General features: G+C 30.1%; 17 protein-coding genes. 1 reads left to right on the forward strand and 16 read right to left on the reverse strand.

From position 1 onward, the window contains the following. Positions 1 to 72 precede the first annotated feature (72 nt). A complete protein-coding gene (gene rplS, locus O0R46_RS05840) occupies positions 73 to 426 on the reverse strand; it encodes a 50S ribosomal protein L19 (protein WP_269310788.1) in 354 nt (117 codons plus the stop codon). Positions 427 to 749: 323 nt separating this feature from the next. Between rplS and tyrS the strand changes: the two genes are divergently transcribed. Continuing rightward, positions 750 to 1,973: a tyrosine--tRNA ligase gene (gene tyrS, locus O0R46_RS05845; RefSeq protein ID WP_269310789.1), complete on the forward strand. Its 1,224-nt coding sequence runs from the start codon at positions 750 to 752 to the stop codon at positions 1,971 to 1,973. Positions 1,974 to 2,014: 41 nt separating this feature from the next. Here tyrS and srtB read toward each other — a convergent pair whose 3' ends face one another. The 15 genes from srtB to rnc form a co-directional block, all read right to left on the reverse strand. Beyond that, the gene (gene srtB / locus O0R46_RS05850) at positions 2,015 to 2,902 is read right to left on the reverse strand and encodes a class B sortase (protein ID WP_269310790.1); all 888 of its coding nucleotides are present in this window, start codon (positions 2,900 to 2,902) and stop codon (positions 2,015 to 2,017) included. A gap of 17 nt (positions 2,903 to 2,919) precedes the next feature. Further along, positions 2,920 to 4,077: a DUF7601 domain-containing protein gene (locus O0R46_RS05855; RefSeq protein WP_269310791.1), complete on the reverse strand. Its 1,158-nt coding sequence runs from the start codon at positions 4,075 to 4,077 to the stop codon at positions 2,920 to 2,922. A gap of 43 nt (positions 4,078 to 4,120) precedes the next feature. Further along, the gene (lepB, locus tag O0R46_RS05860) at positions 4,121 to 4,717 is read right to left on the reverse strand and encodes a signal peptidase I (protein ID WP_269310793.1); all 597 of its coding nucleotides are present in this window, start codon (positions 4,715 to 4,717) and stop codon (positions 4,121 to 4,123) included. A 2-nt stretch (positions 4,718 to 4,719) separates the two neighbouring features. Continuing rightward, on the reverse strand, positions 4,720 to 7,473 hold the full coding sequence (locus O0R46_RS05865; RefSeq protein ID WP_269310794.1) for a hypothetical protein: 2,754 nt from the start codon (positions 7,471 to 7,473) through the stop codon (positions 4,720 to 4,722). A gap of 504 nt (positions 7,474 to 7,977) precedes the next feature. Then, the gene (locus O0R46_RS05870; protein ID WP_269310795.1) at positions 7,978 to 9,141 is read right to left on the reverse strand and encodes a CD0519/CD1768 family membrane protein; all 1,164 of its coding nucleotides are present in this window, start codon (positions 9,139 to 9,141) and stop codon (positions 7,978 to 7,980) included. A 349-nt stretch (positions 9,142 to 9,490) separates the two neighbouring features. Further along, positions 9,491 to 10,201 carry a tRNA (guanosine(37)-N1)-methyltransferase TrmD gene (gene trmD / locus O0R46_RS05875; protein WP_269310796.1) on the reverse strand — a complete coding sequence of 237 codons (711 nt, stop codon included), beginning with the start codon at positions 10,199 to 10,201 and terminating at the stop codon, positions 9,491 to 9,493. Next, positions 10,201 to 10,734, reverse strand: coding sequence for a ribosome maturation factor RimM (rimM, locus tag O0R46_RS05880; protein ID WP_269310797.1), 534 nt, complete (start codon positions 10,732 to 10,734; stop codon positions 10,201 to 10,203). Before rimM ends, trmD begins: the two co-directional genes overlap by 1 nt. 29 nt (positions 10,735 to 10,763) lie before the next feature. Next, a complete protein-coding gene (locus tag O0R46_RS05885; protein ID WP_269310798.1) occupies positions 10,764 to 10,997 on the reverse strand; it encodes a KH domain-containing protein in 234 nt (77 codons plus the stop codon). A gap of 20 nt (positions 10,998 to 11,017) precedes the next feature. After that, a complete protein-coding gene (gene rpsP, locus O0R46_RS05890; RefSeq protein ID WP_269310799.1) occupies positions 11,018 to 11,290 on the reverse strand; it encodes a 30S ribosomal protein S16 in 273 nt (90 codons plus the stop codon). Between the two features lie 123 nt (positions 11,291 to 11,413). After that, a complete protein-coding gene (ffh, locus tag O0R46_RS05895; RefSeq protein ID WP_269310800.1) occupies positions 11,414 to 12,772 on the reverse strand; it encodes a signal recognition particle protein in 1,359 nt (452 codons plus the stop codon). Then, positions 12,772 to 13,119: a YlxM family DNA-binding protein gene (gene ylxM / locus O0R46_RS05900; RefSeq protein WP_269310801.1), complete on the reverse strand. Its 348-nt coding sequence runs from the start codon at positions 13,117 to 13,119 to the stop codon at positions 12,772 to 12,774. Before ylxM ends, ffh begins: the two co-directional genes overlap by 1 nt. 132 nt (positions 13,120 to 13,251) lie before the next feature. Next, a complete protein-coding gene (ftsY, locus tag O0R46_RS05905) occupies positions 13,252 to 14,361 on the reverse strand; it encodes a signal recognition particle-docking protein FtsY (protein ID WP_269310802.1) in 1,110 nt (369 codons plus the stop codon). Positions 14,362 to 14,369: 8 nt separating this feature from the next. Next, positions 14,370 to 17,918 carry a chromosome segregation protein SMC gene (gene smc, locus O0R46_RS05910; protein WP_269310803.1) on the reverse strand — a complete coding sequence of 1,183 codons (3,549 nt, stop codon included), beginning with the start codon at positions 17,916 to 17,918 and terminating at the stop codon, positions 14,370 to 14,372. A 23-nt stretch (positions 17,919 to 17,941) separates the two neighbouring features. After that, on the reverse strand, positions 17,942 to 19,006 hold the full coding sequence (locus tag O0R46_RS05915; protein ID WP_269310804.1) for an elongator complex protein 3: 1,065 nt from the start codon (positions 19,004 to 19,006) through the stop codon (positions 17,942 to 17,944). Further along, entirely contained in the window at positions 19,006 to 19,713 is a 708-nt protein-coding gene (rnc, locus tag O0R46_RS05920) for a ribonuclease III (RefSeq protein WP_269310805.1), read from the reverse strand. The genes O0R46_RS05915 and rnc overlap by 1 nt, the downstream gene beginning before the upstream one ends. Positions 19,714 to 19,740 lie beyond the last annotated feature (27 nt).

Consider the following 19,740-nt stretch of genomic DNA (forward strand, 5'->3'; position numbering starts at 1 on the left):
TTTCCTTTCCAAGCAATGCTTGTACAAAAAAAGGATGTCAAAAGACATCCTAATTCACTATTATTTGCTAGATTATCTTCTGCCCTTAGCTTCTTTAATCTTAGCAGCTTTTCCAACTCTACCTCTTAGGTATGTTATCTTAGCTCTTCTTACCTTACCAAATCTTGTAACTTCAATCTTTTCAATTTTTGGTGAATGAATTGGGAAAGTTCTTTCAACTCCTACACCGAAAGATATCTTTCTTACAGTGAAAGTTTCTCTAACTCCTCCGCCTTGTCTCTTAAGTACAACACCTTCGAATACCTGAACTCTTTCTCTTTTTCCTTCGATAATCTTAACGTGTACCTTTACTGTGTCCCCAGGTCCAAATGCAGGAACTTCACTTTTCAAGTTTTCAGCTTCAATAGCCTTAATTAATTCGTTCATTTCTTTCCTCCTAATCATAGACATACATAAATACTTGACCTTTGTAAAAGAGGTATGCCCGTTTTCAATAACTATTATATTATACATTTTAATATATCTAATGTCAACAAATTTCATCCTATAATTGCCTATTTTTCTTTTTTTTATTTATGCTTATTTACTTTTATTTCAATTAGTGTATAATTTAGAGTATCAATAGTTTAATACTTCATTATGTATTGATTCTTATATATAGGGCATTTATTATTTTATGCTTTATATATTTTTTTGATATATGATAAGATATTAAAGTAAGGAAAATTTTTAGGAAAGAGGTGTAAATAATGGGAATTTACGAAGAACTAGTAGCACGTGGACTAATTGCACAGGTTACAGATGAAGAAGATATCAAAAAATTAGTTAATGCAGGTAAAGCTAAATTCTATATAGGCTTTGATCCAACAGCAGATTCTCTTCATGTAGGTCACTTCCTAACTCTTAGTATAATGAAGAGATTACAAATGGCTGGCAACACACCTGTTGTTTTAGTTGGAGGCGGTACTGGTTATATAGGTGACCCATCAGGAAGAACTGACATGCGTCAAATGATGACTCCTGAAGTTATTCAACACAACTGTGATTGTTTTAAAAAACAAATTTCAAAATTTATTGAGTTCGGTGAGGATAAAGGTATTATGGTAAATAATGCCGATTGGTTATTGAAACTAAATTATGTGGATATGCTAAGAGAAGTCGGTCCTCATTTTTCAGTTAATAATATGCTAAGAGCTGAATGTTACAAACAAAGATTAGAAAAAGGGCTATCATTTTTAGAATTTAACTATATGATTATGCAATCATATGACTTCTATTATTTATATAAAGAATATGGATGCAATATGCAATTTGGCGGTGATGATCAGTGGTCTAACCTACTAGGTGGTACTGAACTTATCAGAAGAAAATTAGGAGAAAATGCATTTGCTATGACTATACCTCTTCTTGTAAAGTCTGATGGAAAGAAAATGGGTAAAAGTGCAAACGGAGCTATTTGGCTAGACCCAAATAAAACTTCGCCATTTGAATTTTATCAATACTGGAGAAATGTAGATGATGCAGATGTAATTAACTTTATTAAAAAGCTTACTTTCCTTCCTCTTGAAGAAGTTGAAAAAATGGAAAGTTGGCAAGGAGCTGAACTAAATAAGGCCAAGGAAATATTAGCTCATGAATTGACTGCACTTGTTCATAGTGAGGAAGACGCTCTAAAGGCTGAAGAAGCTTCTAAAGCTTTATTCGCAGGTGGAAGTAATGATGAAAATATACCAACAACTATTATAGACCCTTCTACCCTATCAGATGGTTCTATCTTAATTGCAGATTTAGTTCTTGCATGTGGTCTACTACCTTCAAAGAGCGAAGTTAGAAGATTAGTGCAGCAAGGCGGTTTATTTGTAAACGATGTAAGGATTGGAGAATTTAACCATCAAATAACTGAAGAGGAATTAAAGGAAGGTGTAATTATCAGAAAAGGTAAAAAAACTTTCCACAAGGCAATAATTAAATAAAATAAATAAAAAAGAAATCTCTAAAATTAGAGATTTCTTTTTTATTTATTTTTATCCTTATTTTTTCTATATAAATAATATAAAAGTAAAATTATTAATAATAATATCCAAAATAGTAATTTAGATTCTTTAGACTTTACTAGTTTATCTACTAAATTATTACTTTCAAGTTTTTTAAACTTATTAACTTCTACCTTGTCTGTAATTCTAGCCACCAGTGAATATCTACCACTCGTACCAGTATATGTACATGTATTTAATAAGACCAATCTATCATTTTTACTAATATTAAAATCTTTCTTTCTTAATGAACTTCTATTTATATATTTAATAAAATCTTCTTTTGATTTCTCATCTTTAAATGACGGAGTAAATATCATAGAATCACTAGATGTCGTCTTAACAAGAGCATATATCTCTAATCCACTCCTATGATTTTTACTATAAAGTAGACCATACTTATGACTATCAAAAAAACTTTTAGAAACAAATTTATCAATATTACCAAACATCAATCCCCTATCCATATGATGACCATATATAATACTATTAAAATCAGTAAAATCTCTCTTATTTCTATAATCCAAAAATATACTTCCAGCTGTTGAAAATTTACCATCTGGACTAGTATTTACATATTTTTCGTTGCTAGTAGACTGCACTATTGGATAATCTATGCCTGTACCATAGATGTTGATCCACCCAATTACATCTGGATTTTCATTCATAAATTCACTATAGGATAGTTTATTATCTGGGCTAGGTTTATACTGCTCAAAAGTTCCTTTATCCGCTAGTTTATATACTTGATATGTGTCCCATATAGCATATGATCCTATAACAAACATTAAAATAGAGATCAATAATATAAAGTAATCTACAGTAGTAGAAATATTTTTTATAACTCTTAATATTTTCTTATTTTTCACACATATTGCTCCTTATATTAATTATATTGAGCTTTGATACGATTTCTCTTATATACAACAAAACCTATTATTGAAGCAATTATTAGAATTAGGAAAGGCAATATATTCATTATTATACCTATTGGCGTTTGCTTTGTATTGATATAATCTACCTGATTACCATCTGTATCTGAAACCAATACACCAGTGTTGCTGATAGCATTTATATCACTACCACTATTATATGTTGCTGAAGGTATGAAACCTTTACTATCTGTTTCCTTTACTTTTACTGTTGAACCATATGCAAGGTTTGTAAATACTAATTTTTCTCCTGCTTTTAATTTAAAAGTTACATCAGAACCATAAGGTACATTTATTTCACTTCCAGATATTGAGCCCTTTGCATCTACTATCTGAGCTTTTGCGTCAGATATTGATCCTGTTACTCCACTTGGTTTAGTCAAATTAATTGAAAAATCAAAGTTTAGATCATTACTTGTAGAAGTTCCAGATACGGCCTTAGTAACCACTAGACCAACTTTGTTTAAAGTATCAGTATTGTCAATAGGTGTAGTATCACCACCACTTTTAATATATTCATTTTTAAATTCAAATCCATTATTACTACCTGTTCCTGGAGTATACTCAGTTTTATTTCCATTAGCTGTAGATCCATCATCATTAACAGTTTTCTTAATTTGAATGCTTTCTATACTTAATGTTCCATCATTTGCTTTTGCCACCATTATAGACAATAGATATTCAGCTTTTGAATAGGTCATACCTGATGTTGTTCCTGAATTTTGTTTTATAGTGTAGGAGTATTGACCCGCATCAGGAAAAGTAACATTATCTAATAAATCACTAGTTTCTTTTATTAATTGCTTACCTGAGTTAGTTGAATCCATATCTGTATTTATTGTCTCAAGACCATTTACGGTAGCCGATGACAAACTAGGACATTTAGAAACCAAGCTAGTGTCAGCATTATAGCTGTGTGCTAGAGCCGTATAAGTAAAAGTTTCATTGGGTCCAGTTACACCTGTGTCAGCAACAGTTACGACATCTTTAACGGATAAACTTTTTGAATAATTATTTGCTGCATGTGAACTTAAATTGGTCGTTCCTATTGAAAAAAACATACTTGCCACTAATATTATAGCCTTACTTTTTTTATTAAACCTCTTATTCATTTCTACTCCTCCAAAAAAACTTTTCTTTTCAAATATTAATTTTTTAAATATCTCTTCTTCTAAAGAGACTAATCAACTTACCATATATGGTTGATTTTTCTACTGGACCATATAACCTACTATCTACTGAATTCTTTCTGTTGTCTCCTAATATAAATATTTCATTTTCACCTACTCTTAAAGGATATTTAATTCCTTTTTTTACAGCAAGTGTTTCTGAGTATATTTTGGGCTCGTAAACCTTATTCCCGTTAATATATAAGCCTTTCTCGTTTATATCTACATAATCACCTTCAACAGCTACTACTCTAGAGCATGTCTTGGCACCCTTATATTCAATTACTACAACATCTGTTGGAATGCAGTTTTTATCTAATCTATAAAATAATGCTAAATCACCTGGAATAACAGCTGGCTCCATATCTATGTCGTTCACTCTATATAAACCAAATATAAAAGTAAACATACCTACTACTAAAAATACAACTATAAAAATCTTTATTAGTAACTTTATAATAGCTTGTTTAATATTTTTTGTTTCCATAGTTTTCTTATCAGTTTCTAATAGATTTTCCTTATCTTTTCCTACTATACGTTCATCTTTATTTGTATCAATAATCATTTTAATTTTTTTATTCATTTTCACCTTCTTAAATTCATAAAATTATAAACTATCATTGTAATTATTCCTAAAAGACCAATTATTAATATCATAGTAGAAGATTTTTCTTCTAGCTTTTTACCAAGTGGAAGTGGTACTTCATATTGAGCATAGTAGGACAATTTATTATTTGTAGTTGATGCCATGTTCTCCAATGTTCTAGTATCGTCAGCAGAAGGTATTTTATAGCCAGTATTTTCTCTATTAGTATTCCACTGATTTTCTGTATAAGCTTGTTGATCAGAATAAAGCAGAACCCATTTATTGTTTTTCATTTCAACACTAGGTGGTCTGATATATGAAATAAAGTCTTTCCAAGTCATATTTTTAGAAATAGCATATGAAATTGTTTCTTGATCTTTCAAAGAACTACCTGACATATTGCTCGTTAATCTTGCTATTGTAAACTCATCTGCTTTTCCGTTATTATAGTCGTTTGCATCAAATGTTACAGTGACAAAATCTGGATTTTCTATAATACTCTGATCTGGATTTTCTATAATTTTAGGTGTATAGGTCATCAATTTAGTTTCATCTGATATATTCCCAGCTTTATCGCTTATTGAGCCATAAATACTATATGTATGCAATGCTCCATCCCACATTTTAGCTTTCAAATCAGACTTGCTAACATTTAAACCATCTACCTTATAAATAAGTTTTTTGTTCACAAGTTCATTTGACTTTGTGTGATTATCAAAACCAACTATTTTATCGTCTAAGTCAATTGATTTAATAAAATCATCTCTTGAGACATCTATCAAATCAGGATTATTTATTCCCATCTGTGTTCTAGTTAAAGTAGAATTAATTGTAGGTTTTGTAACATCTACTCCTACAACTGTAATACCTATCATATTCTTTAATGAATCCGCATTATGGTTTCCATCAAGACTTATTTTATTTACAGTTTTACTCCTTGCATATAATTCCCAGTTTACTTGTGTTCCGTCAACCATTTTATCAATCACAGGACCTTGGCTGATATCATTTTCTGCTATTGGGCTTAGTGGATTAATATTTATATTGCAAAATTTAGAATAATCGACTAACCCATCTCCATCACTTGCCTTCATTGTACCAGTCATATCATATTGACCATTCAAATTACTTACGCCACTAGGATAATTTGCAAAATATATGGTATTTTCTCCTAAATATGAGTTATTTTTATCTACTATATCCATTATGCAATTACTATGTTTTAATCCAATCGAACTAGTGAAAAAGTATGAACTATTAGTAGAGTCAAAACTATATCCATCTATGTTTAATAATGATTTTTCTTTTTCAATGCCATTTAAATCGTTTGAATATATAGGATAATTTGATTGAGCTTTTAATAATTTTAAAATGTCATCTGATTTAATAGGAACATCCGAACTCCCTATAGCGTATTTATAAATAATTCTATCTATTACATTCTTGCCATCAGAGTCATTTCTATATCTTATTTCAATTCCAGGATCGTCATTTCTTCCCTGTATTGATTTGCCTAGATTTATTTCTTTTACCTGCCAATCATATCTAATTCGCTTAAATTCATATATTGCTCCCAAATATGGAAGTATATTTCCTCCTCCAACCTGAAATCTCTTAATATCTGCAACTCTTGTTTGCGTACCATCAGATGATTTGAATGCTAATGTCCATCTATACAAATAGTCTCCAAACTTTTCTATATATGGTTCAATGTTTAAATATTCATCCTCATAATAATATCTTTCTTCTTCATATTCCTTTGTTGGTATATATTTATAATCTTGTGTATTATCAATATATTCATGCTTTAAATAATAAGGAGTCCCAGAATCTAAGCTTATTTTTCTAGGTACACTTAAAGCTTCCGACGATGCAGAAAAACCCAAATAAACTTCATTAGATGCAAAGTAATATATCAAATCTGCATATGTAAATTTATGAGATATCATACCCTCTACTCTCACACCGTTATTATAGAGTTGATTCATATTAGAATCTAACATATATGTTCTAACCGTCATTGTATATATGTTGTCTTCAAGTTGGTCTGTACTTCCTGGGTCTGTGAGTTTCCATTCCACTACAATTCTAGTTTTCTCAGACCATTGCCAGCTTGTACCTCCACCCATCTGTGGAATAGTTTTTCTCTCAAGATGTCGAATACAATTTGTAGAAGTAGCGAAATCGGGTCTAGTAATAGCAAAATGAGCATATGTATCTGAATCTTCTACACTACCATCAGCTTTCCCTTCCAAATATTGATATGCAAGAGTATGGTTCATACTATTATCCAATTCTACCGCTATAGCATTATTTATAAAATTTGATATTTGTGTGCTGTATTCATTTTTATATATAGCTAAATGTGCACGATCATTATTTTTATTAGGCTGATAGTCATTAAATGGATGATTATGCATTATAAATGCTGTTCCATAATTAGGTGCGGCAGTACTTCCCCCAGTAGAATCAACAATATAACCTATTTTAAAATCATTGTGCGCTATATCAAACTTCACATCAGATGTTATAAAGGCTGAGCAGTTTATTTTACCAGATGGTATCAATATACCATCTCCCTTTGAATCAATACTAGCACTATTATAGTATCCTCCAGTGGTTCTAAACTGAAGTTGCGGACTTGTAAGTGGCATATAATTTAGTAAACCTAATCCTTGACTATTAGGAAATACATAATAATTTCTATTTGTTAATTCATTAGCACTTGCACATCCAACAAAAAAATTTATCATTATAAAGCACAATAATGTAATAAATATATAATTTTTTACTTTGTTTTCATTCGAGATAATATTCATAAAAATTCCCTTTTATTTAACTTACTTTGGAAAATGTAATAAAAAACCTTACTATTTAAACAAACTGTTTGTATCTTTGTATTATTGTATTCTCAATTAAATGTGCATTCAAGCTAAAATTATTATTTAACAACGTTAATCTTTAAAATTATTGTTGATATATATCAACAGCTTTTCTAACTAAATAGTTTTAGAGTTTTTAAGTTAATATTGTATTATTTTTGTATTATTTTTGTGTTAAATTTTATTTAATTAGTAAATTATGTGATTTTTTTAATAATATACACGAGTAAGATAAATTTTTCCATTATAAGCCTCTGCATATATAAAAAAAGATGAGGCTAAGCCTCATCTTTTTTTATAGTTATAAGTTATACCTATTATTCAATTAAATTAATTTATAATCTTATTATAAAAATTTATTAACTCTACTTAACATTAAAACATTTGAACAGCCATAAGTATCCAGTGAGCTGAAATACCTGCAGCTAAACCACCAAATGTATGAGCTAATATTGCCTTACCAGCTAACTCTCTTGTTCCAAGTGCATCCATCATACCAACATGAGTACTTAAGTATCCTGACCAGCACATACCCATAGCAGTAAATACAGCTATTTCATTTGGACCAGCCACTCCATTTTTAATAAATTCTGGAACTAGAGATATTGCTGCTCCTACAGCACCTAGTGAAGTTATTGGGAATGCAATAGTTTCTGGAGAATGGAATCCAAACAATGGTTCTAATACAACCTGTATTTTACTTCCTAGATAAGGTAATAGTTTTATTCCTTCATAAGCTGCTCCAGTATATGATCCATTTTTTGATGGACCAAATGTAATCATCATAACGAATGTACAAACTATCAATACTCCAGGTATTATAGCTACACCCATTTCAACACCATTTTTTCCGCCTTCTAATAATGTATCAAGAACTCTTTGGAACATATTAGTATCTCTAACATATCTGTGATCTATAGGCGAATCTAAATCATCAGATGACATCGTTTCATCATATGGATCATTAGCATGTTCACCATAATATTTTTTTGTTTGCATAAGCATTATTCTAACACTTACTATAGAACCAATTATAGCCCCTAGATTACCTATCAAAGCAGGTACAATATATTTTGACCCTTGAGCTATCATAAAAGTTGTAACTATTAGACCCATTCCGAAAGCTGTACCTATATTACATAGTGCAGGAACTTGATACTTCTTGAAATACTGAGTAAAAGTTTTATCCTTCGCAAAAGGTATAATAGCAGGATTATCTGAAAGATAAGTTGCAACTATTCCTGTAATACTTGCTCCAGGTAGATTCCAAATTGGTTTCATTATTGGTGCAAATATTTTATTAACCAATGATATTACTCCAAATTCTGACAATAGACCACTAATCGCTCCAGCTAGAACTGCCATTGCCATAATCAATAATACTGTGTTTAATAGTAAGTCATGAGCTGTAGCCATCATAGTCTTGAACATGTTACCAGCGCCCATGATACTTCCAACCCAAGCAAAACCTCCGATAAATATTACTAGGAAGACGAATGTCTCTATGCCAATGGCTTTTACTTTCTTCCGTTCATTCATATTGTTTACCATCCTTTCAATATAGGTTATATCTATAACTATTTTATCACTGCTTATTATTAATTATATAACAATTATCTAAATTTTGCAAGTAACTGATTATTTATCACATAATAATTGTCTAAAATCATTAAAAAACCTAGTAAATTGAATAAATTCTTTCAAATTACCAGTTTTTTTTAGTATAATATCAAAAAAATACTTTTATTGATTAAGTTTTAACTTTTAAGCTAAATCTAATTCATATTCTTTTCAATTTAAATTCACTATATAATCTATAGATAAAACTTATAGTATAAATAAAAAAAAATGATAAAGGACTTCCTTTATCATTTTTAATTTTTAATTTTTACTTTTCTCTATTTTTATATTTTTTCCACAAATCAGGGCGCCTTTCTTGTGTTATTTTCTTTGATTCATTCAATCTCCACTCATCAATTTTTTTATGGTTACCTGAAATAATTACATCAGGTACATCCATACCATTAAATGTTCTAGGTCTAGTATAGTGAGGATATTCAAGCAAATCATTCTCAAATGACTCATCTTCAAATGACTCATTTGTACCAAGCACACCCGGTATCAATCTAGAAATAGAGTCAATCATAACCATTGCTGGCAATTCTCCACCTGTTAGTACATAATCACCTATTGAAAATTCATCACTTACAATAGAATCTATTATTCTTTGATCTATACCCTCATAATGTCCACATAAGAATACTAGATTTTCTTCTTTGGATAATTCTTTTGCGTATTCTTGGTCAAATGTTCTTCCTTTAGGAGACAAATAAATCAATTTTGGCTTTGTAGACATATCCAATCCCATATCTTCAATTACCTTATCAAATGTAGAATAAATAGGCTGAGGAGTCATTACCATACCCGCTCCACCACCGAATGGATAGTCATCTACTTTTTTATGCTTATTTTCCGAGAAATCTCTAATATTATAAATTTTTACTGAAATAATATCTTTTTCTATTGCTCTTTTCATTATACTCTCACTCATATAGGATTCAATCATATGAGGAAAAAGAGTCATTACTGATATATTCATTAGTCCAATAAACCTGAAATTGGATTAATTATTATTTTATTTTCTTCTTCATTTATTTCAGGTACAATTTCATATACTGCTGGTATTAGATACTCTTTTGAATCCTCGGATTTTACTACATATACATCATTTGCAGAATACTGTAATACATCTGATAGCTTACCAATTATTTTACCATCTACAGTTTCTACTATCATTCCAATCATATCGCTAATTAAAATTTCATCTTCATCTAATTCATATGTATTTTCTCTATCCACATATATACTCTTATTAATTAACTTTTGAACTGACTCTATACTATCATAACCCACAAACTTTAAAACAACCATATTGGATGATACTGGACTCATTTTTTGAATTTCCAATATTTCATCTTCTTTTTTATCCAGATAAACGAAATTTAATTCTTTAAATCTGTCAATATTATCAGTGTATGAGTAAATCTTCACTTCACCTTTTAGACCTCTTGTAGACACTATTTTACCTATTCTAAAATACTGAATTTTTTCCATATCTTCCTCTCTCAACATAAATTATAGAAAAAAGGATTAGGTTATACCTAATCCTCTACGATTTCTAAAGTTGCATTTACATTCTTCTTGTTTGAAACCGACTTAAGTACAGTTCTCATTGATTTTGCAATTCTTCCTTTTTTACCAATAACCTTACCCATTTCTGAGTCATCTACTTTAAGCTTTAAAAGGACATTTCTACCATCAACAATTTCTTCTACTTCTACTTTGTCTGGATTATCAACAAGAGCCTTTGCTATTCCTTCTATTAGCTCTTTCATATCATCATCTCCAAAAAGGATTACTTAGATGCTTTAGATGCTTCGAACTTTTCAGTTATACCGTTAGTAGTGAAAAGTTTCTTAACAACTTCTGTTGGCTGAGCACCAGTTGCTAACCACTTGATTGCCTTTTCTTCGTCTATTTTAACCTGCTTTGGTTCAGTTAGTGGGTTGTAGTATCCTATTTCTTCTATAAATCTACCATTTCTTGGTGATCTAGCATCTGCTACTATTACTCTGTAAAAAGGTCTCTTATGTGTACCCATTCTTCTTAATCTAATTTTTACTGCCATTGTAAAATACCTCCATGTATCATTATTAATTATATTATTTATAAAAGATATATTCACTGTTGCAAATACTAATGAATTATATCATATTTAACTACTTATGTAAATCAAATTTAATTGAAATTGTTAAAATGGTAATTTAGGCATTTTAGGAAAACCACCTTTTTTCATTTTGCCCATCATATTTCCTGATTGGAACATTTTCATCATTTTCTTCATCTCATTAAATTGCTTTATTAATCTGTTTACATCTTGCACAGATGTGCCACTACCCCTTGCTATTCTTTTCTTTCTAGAAGCATTTAGAACAGCGGGATTACGTCTTTCATATAGAGTCATAGATTGAATGATAGCCTTAGTTTTGTTTACTTCTTTACCGTTAGCATCAAAATTACCCATCTGACCTTTTATAGAACCCATGCCAGGTACCATATCCAGCAACTTATCTAGTGGACCTAGGTTTTGAATTTGTTCTAGCTGAGATAGAAAATCTTCAAAATCCATCTCATTTTTTCTCATTTTTTGTTCTAACTCTTTGACTTTTTCCATATCCAATGAGTCTTGGGCTTTTTCTATTAAAGAAAGTACATCACCCATACCTAAAATTCTTGAAGCCATTCTATCTGGATGGAAAACTTCTAGATTATCTAACTTTTCTCCCATACCTACAAACTTGATTGGCTTATTTGTTACAGCTCTAATAGAAAGTGCTGCACCACCTCTTGTATCGCCATCTAATTTTGTAAGAACTACTCCATCTATGCCAAGAGCCTCATTAAATGACTCTGATACATTTACTGCATCCTGACCTGTCATAGAATCTACTACCAAAAGTATTTCCTGAGGATTTACATTTGATTTAATATCTTTAAGCTCTTGCATCAGTACTTCATCTACATGAAGTCTACCTGCTGTATCTATAATTACTACATCATTTAAATTATTTTTTGCATGTTCCAAAGCAGCCTTTGAGATATCTACTGGAGAAACTTTATCTCCCATAGTAAATACTTCAATATCTAACTTTTCACCTACAACCTGTAATTGCTTTATAGCAGCTGGTCTATATACGTCACCTGCAACTAATAATGGCTTTTTGCCTTTTTTCTTTAGCAAACCTGCCAGCTTACCAGAAGTAGTAGTCTTACCAGCACCTTGCAAACCAACCATCATAATTACTGTTGGTGGCTTTTGTGAGAAAGTAATCTCTGATTTTACACTTCCCATCAAATTGGTCAACTCTTCATTTACTATCTTGATTACCATTTGTCCAGGAGTTAGACTTTTCATAACATCTTCACCAATGCATCTGTCTTGAACAACCTTTACAAAATCTTTTACTACTTTATAATTTACATCGGCTTCCAACAAAGCCATCTTGACTTCTCTCATTGCTGCTTTTACATCGGCTTCTGTTAGTTTACCTTTAGATTTTAACTTACCGAATGCATTTTGTAGCTTATCTGATAAACCTTCAAATAACATTATATCAACTCCCTAACTTCTTCTATTAAAATACGTAGCTGATTTTGATCTTTCTTATCTATATTAGATAAACTTTCAATCTGCTTTGCTAGTTTGTCTACTTGCTTATTTATTTTTTTTGATTTTTCTACCATTCTCAATTTATTTTCATATTCTTTTAAAGATTTTTCTGATCTCTTTAAACTATCAAATACCGACTGTCTTGAAATCTTTAATATAGAACTTATTTCTCCAAGAGAATAATCCTCTTCATAATACATAGAAATAATTTCTCTTTGCTTCTCAGTCAATAATTGAGAATAATATGCTAGAAGTATCTCAACTTCAATCATTTTTTCAATATCCATTTTAGACCTCCTTGTAAAGGTCTTTAACCTTACACTAGAATATTTTATACTATAGTAATAAATAAGTCAAGCACTTTTTAAATAAGTGTAAAGTTTTTTTACTTTACACTTATTTAAAATTATTATATTTAATTACATATCACCAAATAAAGCATTTGTGAAAGATTTTGCATCAAAATCTTGTAGATCTTCTGCCTTTTCACCAACACCTATTAATTTAACAGGTACATCAACTTCTGATTTAACAGCTAGAACTACTCCACCCTTTGCTGTACCATCTAGTTTTGTAAGTGCAATACCTGTTATATCCGCAACTTCTTTGAAAGTTTTTGCCTGACTGACAGCATTTTGCCCTGTGGTGGCATCTACAACCAACAATACTTCTCTATGTGCCTCAGGATATTCTCTATCAATTATCTTAAATATCTTTCCAAGCTCATTCATTAAATTGACTTTGTTGTGTAATCTACCGGCTGTATCGACAATCAATACATCTGCCTTTCTTGACTGACAAGCCTTTATAGCATCAAATACTACGGCACCTGGATCAGCTCCTTCATGATGTTTGATTATATCCACATCCACTCTATTGGCCCATATATCTAACTGTTCAGTCGCAGCCGCTCTAAATGTATCTGCAGCTGCTAGCATTACTTTTTTCTTATCATCTTTGAATCTTTGAGCAAGTTTACCAATAGTAGTAGTCTTTCCTACACCATTTACTCCAACCATTACTATTATAGTTGCTGGTTCTTTTATTTCAATCTTGCTATTATCTTTTGATAGGATATCTCCTATTATTTCTTTTAATAGATCTCTAACTTTTAGTGGCTCTTTTACTCCTCTTTCTTTTATCATAGTTCTTAATCTATCTATAATTTCCATAGTAGTATTAAGTCCAACATCTGCAGTAATTAGTATTTCTTCTAATTCTTCCATCAATTCTTCATCTATTTTGGTATATGAATTTAATATTGAATCTACCCTGCCAGTTATATTATCCTTAGTTTTTGAAATACCTTGCATTAATCTAGAAAATACATTGGTTTTTTCATCTTTTTTTTCTTCTTTGTCGCCTTCTTTTTCTTTTTGATTTTCTTTATCAGCTTCAACTAACTTTTTATCATCTCTTACTATTTCATCAACCTTAGATTCAGTACTTTGAGTTGATTCATTTATATCTTTTTCTATTATTTCTTCTATATTTTCTTCATTGTCTTTTTTCTTCCAAAATTTAAACATCTTACCTCCTAAGATTCAATCATCTTTTCTGCTTCATCAAACTTTATGCTTATTACTGATGATACACCTTTTTCTTGCATTGTGACACCATATATATAATCAGCAACTTCCATAGTACCTCTTCTATGAGTAACAGCAATAAACTGAGTATCTCTGCTCAAGTCTTTCAAAAATTCTCCAAATCTATATACGTTTACATCATCAAGTGGTGCTTCTATTTCGTCTAATATACAGAATGGCGTAGGTTTTGATACAAGTATAGCGAAAAGTATACAAATAGCTGTCAGAGCCTTTTCACCGCCAGATAACAATGATAAATTTTTCATCTTTTTGCCAGGTGGTTGAGCCGTTATTTCTATATCGCATGATAGTATATTTTCCATATCAGAAATAGCTAAATTAGCATTACCGCCACCAAATAGTATCTTATATACCTTAACAAACTCTTCATTTATTATATTAAAGTTCTTTACAAATTCATCAACCATTCTTTCTTCTAGATCACTTATTATAAATTTTAATGATTCGATTGATTTTTCTAGATCTATTTTTTGTTCTTTATAGAAAGTATATCTCTCACTTAGCTCTTCGTACTCTTCTATAGAATCTAAGTTTACATTTCCAAGATTTTTAATAGCTTTCCTAAGTTTTTCAATTCTCTTAACATCTATATTTATACTTTTATCTATAAGTTCAAGTGCCTGAACTACTGTCAATTCATATTTTTCAAATAATGAAATTAAAATATTATCACGTTTATCTATCTGGCGTTCTAATTTAGACTCAAGCTTAAATATCTCTTCTTTATATTCCATTAATTTTCTATCTTTTGCTCTAAATTCTTGACTTATCTCATCTAGTTTTTGCTTATGTTCATCTCTATATAACTTAATCTCAATAAGTGAACTTGATTTATCTTTGAATTCTTTTTCCAAATCATCTATTAATTTTGTAAGTTCAAAAACTTTAGTATCTAATTCATTTAATAATTCATTATTTTCTTCCATTGAAGATTTTATATTATCTATTTCTATATTAGAATCAAGAATATTCTTTTCAATTCTTTCAATTTCACTAATATTTGACTCAAAAATCTGTTTAATTTTTACTAGCTCAAGATTCTTCTCATTATAAATTTTAACTATGCTTTCCAATTTTTCTTTTAAAGATTCTTGTTCTAAAGCTAGCACATTTATAGAAGATGAATTATCAAATGTAAGTGTAGATAAAGATTCTAAATTCATTGTAAATTCACTATAAGCCTTGCTATTTTCTTGTATTTGAACCTTAATACTTTCCAATTCAGCCTTATTATTATCTATATCTTTATTTTTAACCTGAAGATCTCTAGCCATCATTTTTATCTGAGTATTAATAGATATTATTTGATTATCAAATTCTGACTTAGAGTTTTTCATATCTTTCAGTTCATCTAGCAATACTTCTTTATGGCTAACTAAGGCTTGTGATTTATCTGATATAGCCATAAGATTGTTTTCATTTGTGCCAATTTGTTCTGATAATTCATCTATTATTCTCTTTCTAGATAAAATATTTGAGTTAGTCTTTAAGCTACCACCCGTCATAGCTCCACCTGGATTTAATATTTCTCCTTCTAGCGTAACAATTTTATATTTGTGAGAAGTCTCTTTTGCAAATTTAATGGCATTATCAATAGTATCTATAACTACAACCCTACCCATAAGGTAATCTACTACACCCTTATATTTTGAATCAAATTCTAGTAAGTCAGACATTATGCCTATTGGTTTTATAGATACATTAGCCCTAATTTCAATCTTATTAGCCCTAACAGTATTAATCGGTAAAAAAGTAACTCTGCCATAGTTGTTTGATTTTATATAATTTATTGCCTGCTTGGCTGAATTTTCATTATCAACAACTACATTTTGAATCCCTGCTCCTAGAGAGGCTTCAACAGCTTTTTCAAATTTCATAGGCACTTTGATCAATTCACCAAGTGCTCCATGAATACCAGAAATCGCCTTGTTATTTAGTACTTCCTTTACTCCTCTATTAAAACCTTCGTGTTGGTTTTCCATTTCTATATAAGTTTTTTGTCTAGATTTTAGTGATGCAGTCTTATAATTTAAATCTTGATATTCCTTATTATTTTTTGAAATTTGCTCATCTATATTTTTTATCTGTAAAGCTTTATTGCCTATATTTACTTCAAAGTCTTTAATACTTGTTTCTAAATCATTTAAATTATTCTTTTTATCTTCAATGTCTAATTTTAATTGATCAATATTAGCTATCTTTTCACTCATAGAATCTGCAAATTCAAGCTCTTTAATTTTTAAATTTTCAAGCTTTATCTTTATAGATATGGATTCTTTTGATAAGTTTTCTTTCTTTTGAAGTAAATCTAAAGATTTATTCTTATTATCTTCTATAGATTTTTCTATACTTTCAAGCTTATTTTCAAGACTAATTTTTTCTTCAAAAATATCGGCTAACTCATTTTCTATTTTTTCTATAATAAATGAGTTATCATCTGCCACCTTATTGATTTTATCAAGCTCTGTATTATCTATTTCTATTTTTTTATCTAAAATCTTTAGTTCATTTCTCTTTCTTTGTAATTCTGCCTCTTGTGACTTTATTTTTTCCTTAGAAATATTAAAATCACCCTTGTTTTCATTTAATTTTTCACTTAGCAAATTGATAGCTTCATTTGTCTCTTCTATCAGTGATTCTAAGTTATTTTCTTCTTCTCTCAATTTTGAGATTTCTATTTCTAGATTGTTCTTTTCGTCTTCATCTAACTGAATCTCTTTTCTGTTTTCTTCTAATTGATATTCAAAGTCCTTTATCAGTCTTTCGGCATGATCATTTTGCTCCAATAAATCATTTACTTCCAATATTTTGAGCTCATCTCTATACTTTATAAATTTCCTTGCCTTTTCCTGTTGTCTTTCCAAAGGCTTAATTTGTTTTTCTATTTCGTCATAAATATCATTAATTCTCTCAAGATTTTCACTAGATTTTTTTAGATTTTTCTCTGATTCATTTTTCTTATACCTAAATTTAGCTATGCCACAAGCTTCGTCAAATATTTTTCTCCTGTTTGCAGGATTTGAACTCAGAATATCTTCTACCTTCCCCTGTTCAATAATAGAATATCCATCTTTTCCTATACCTGTATCCATTAGAATTTCTTTGATGTCTTTTAGTCTGCAAATTTTGCCATTTATAGAGAATTCAGACTCACCACTCCTATAGGCTTTTCTCTTTATAATCAATTCATCTGAATCAATATCTATTTCTCCAAGCGCATTATCTAGGCAAATTGATGCTTCACAAAAATTCATTGGATTTTTTGTATCAGTTCCAGAGAAAATGACATCTTCCATCTTTTCCCCTCTTAAACTTTTTATACTCTGCTCTCCCATTACCCATCTAATAGCATCAGAGATATTACTCTTACCACTACCATTAGGACCTACAACTGCTGTAACCCCTTCTTCAAAGAATATATCAGTTTTAGTTGGAAATGACTTAAATCCACGTAATTCCAGCTTTTTTAAATACATTCTATCTCCTTTCATCAAACTAACTACAATAAATCGTAAATCTTAGCTAGTTCAAAATACATTTGTTCAAATTTTATATGTTTTATTTCCTTATCGTCAATTATTACTTTAAATGAATCTTTTAAAGAATTATTTACCAATACTTTAAATCTTGCCTTATATTTTTCATTTATAAAAATTCTGTTTGATCTTTTGTTCCCAACTACAAAAGATATATTTATATTTGCTGTTTCAATACAAATTGTACGAAATTCTTCAGGTATAATACTTATTAGGTAATCCTTGATCATTTCAGCTTTGGCAAGTTCTCTAAAGGCTGGATGATTAGGTCCAGCTATTACATCTACTCCATTTTGAATATCTTCAGTTGCCTGTAAACCAACCCTAATTACGCCCACATTATTTATCCAATATAATACCATTAATTTCTTTGTAATATCAATGGCTTCTTTTATAGAAAAAGGCTTATAAGTACCTGCTTTATACTCTATTTCTAGACCTGTTTCTCTAATTACTAGTGTAGGATAAATCCTTACAAAAGATGGTCCAATCTTTATAAACTCTTTGGCTGTATATATACATTTTTCCTTAGAATCACCTGGTAAGCCCAACATCATTTGAAGTCCAAGTGTAAAACCATAATCTTTTATGAGCTTTGAAGATTCATAAACTACATCCTTTTTATGACCCCTGATACTCTTCTCTAATACCTCTTCATCCATTGATTGAACTCCCAGTTCAATTATTGTAACTCCGTATTTTTTTAACCTATCTAATTTTTCTGCATCTATACAATCTGGTCTAGTGGATAATCTAATATCTCGTACCAAGCCCCTATCCTTATATTCCTTGGCTAAACTTAATAGGTCCTCTTGAAATACAGGATCAATAGCAGTAAAACTACCTCCAAAAAATGCGATTTCTACCATTACATCATCTATAGTTTTCAGAGCCTCTTCTACAATGATCCTAGCTTTTTGGCCAGTCATATCTGTAGACAAACCTGTAATCCTGGTTTGATTACAGAATATACAGTCATGCGGACATCCCTGATGAGGCACAAATATAGGTATGATTTTCTTGTTCATTATAATTCACCCATCTGTTCCAAGGCATTTCTAGCTGCATCTTTTTCTGCATCTTTCTTATTTTTCCCCTTACCAGTACCGAGTACTTTATTTCCACATTTAACCTGCATCTCAAACTCCTTATTGTGATCTGGTCCTTTTTCTTCTATCAATTTATAGCATAGTTTACCATTTTTACTTTGTATAATTTCCTGTAAAATTGTCTTATAGTCTCTGAAGATATTTCCATCAACTGTTTTGATAATCACGTCTCTTAGATTATGCAATATAAACTTCTTAGCATTTTCGAAACCACCGTCTAAGTATATAGCGGCTATAACAGCTTCCGTAGCATCAGCTAAAATTGAATCCCTATCTCTTCCTCCAGAAGACTTTTCTCCCTTACCTAAGAATAGAAATTTACCTAAATCTAATTTTCTAGCTACTACGCTAAGAGACTCTTCACAAACTACATTCGCTCTTAATTTTGTAAGTTTACCCTCTGGTAAATCTTTTCTTTCATTGAATAAATAGTCACTTATTACGAGGCCTAATACAGAGTCTCCTAAAAACTCTAACCTCTCGTTGTATTTATATTCTTTATGCTCATTGGCAAAAGATGAGTGAGTAAGCGCTATTTGTATGTATTCTTTGTCTTTAAATGTATATCCTATTTGATTTTCAAATATCTCTACATTTTCTCTAACTAAAGTTTTTACTGATGGCATATGCATCCTCTCCTCTTATTATAAAAA

The organism is Peptostreptococcus equinus, from assembly GCF_027125355.1.
GTDB classification, from domain to species: domain Bacteria; phylum Bacillota; class Clostridia; order Peptostreptococcales; family Peptostreptococcaceae; genus Peptostreptococcus; species Peptostreptococcus equinus.

Excerpts from the sequence above, each read along its gene's own strand:
- rplS (WP_269310788.1), bottom strand. The coding sequence starts at position 426 with ATGAACGAATTAATTAAGGCTATTGAAGCTGAAAACTTGAAAAGTGAA.
- tyrS (WP_269310789.1), top strand. The coding sequence starts at position 750 with ATGGGAATTTACGAAGAACTAGTAGCACGTGGACTAATTGCACAGGTT.
- O0R46_RS05855 (WP_269310791.1), bottom strand. The coding sequence starts at position 4,077 with ATGAATAAGAGGTTTAATAAAAAAAGTAAGGCTATAATATTAGTGGCA.
- lepB (WP_269310793.1), bottom strand. The coding sequence starts at position 4,717 with ATGAATAAAAAAATTAAAATGATTATTGATACAAATAAAGATGAACGT.
- O0R46_RS05865 (WP_269310794.1), bottom strand. The coding sequence starts at position 7,473 with ATGATAAATTTTTTTGTTGGATGTGCAAGTGCTAATGAATTAACAAAT.
- O0R46_RS05870 (WP_269310795.1), bottom strand. The coding sequence starts at position 9,141 with ATGAATGAACGGAAGAAAGTAAAAGCCATTGGCATAGAGACATTCGTC.
- trmD (WP_269310796.1), bottom strand. The coding sequence starts at position 10,201 with ATGAATATATCAGTAATGACTCTTTTTCCTCATATGATTGAATCCTAT.
- rimM (WP_269310797.1), bottom strand. The coding sequence starts at position 10,734 with ATGTTGAGAGAGGAAGATATGGAAAAAATTCAGTATTTTAGAATAGGT.
- O0R46_RS05885 (WP_269310798.1), bottom strand. The coding sequence starts at position 10,997 with ATGAAAGAGCTAATAGAAGGAATAGCAAAGGCTCTTGTTGATAATCCA.
- rpsP (WP_269310799.1), bottom strand. The coding sequence starts at position 11,290 with ATGGCAGTAAAAATTAGATTAAGAAGAATGGGTACACATAAGAGACCT.
- ffh (WP_269310800.1), bottom strand. The coding sequence starts at position 12,772 with ATGTTATTTGAAGGTTTATCAGATAAGCTACAAAATGCATTCGGTAAG.
- ylxM (WP_269310801.1), bottom strand. The coding sequence starts at position 13,119 with ATGGATATTGAAAAAATGATTGAAGTTGAGATACTTCTAGCATATTAT.
- ftsY (WP_269310802.1), bottom strand. The coding sequence starts at position 14,361 with ATGTTTAAATTTTGGAAGAAAAAAGACAATGAAGAAAATATAGAAGAA.
- smc (WP_269310803.1), bottom strand. The coding sequence starts at position 17,918 with ATGTATTTAAAAAAGCTGGAATTACGTGGATTTAAGTCATTTCCAACT.
- O0R46_RS05915 (WP_269310804.1), bottom strand. The coding sequence starts at position 19,006 with ATGAACAAGAAAATCATACCTATATTTGTGCCTCATCAGGGATGTCCG.
- rnc (WP_269310805.1), bottom strand. The coding sequence starts at position 19,713 with ATGCCATCAGTAAAAACTTTAGTTAGAGAAAATGTAGAGATATTTGAA.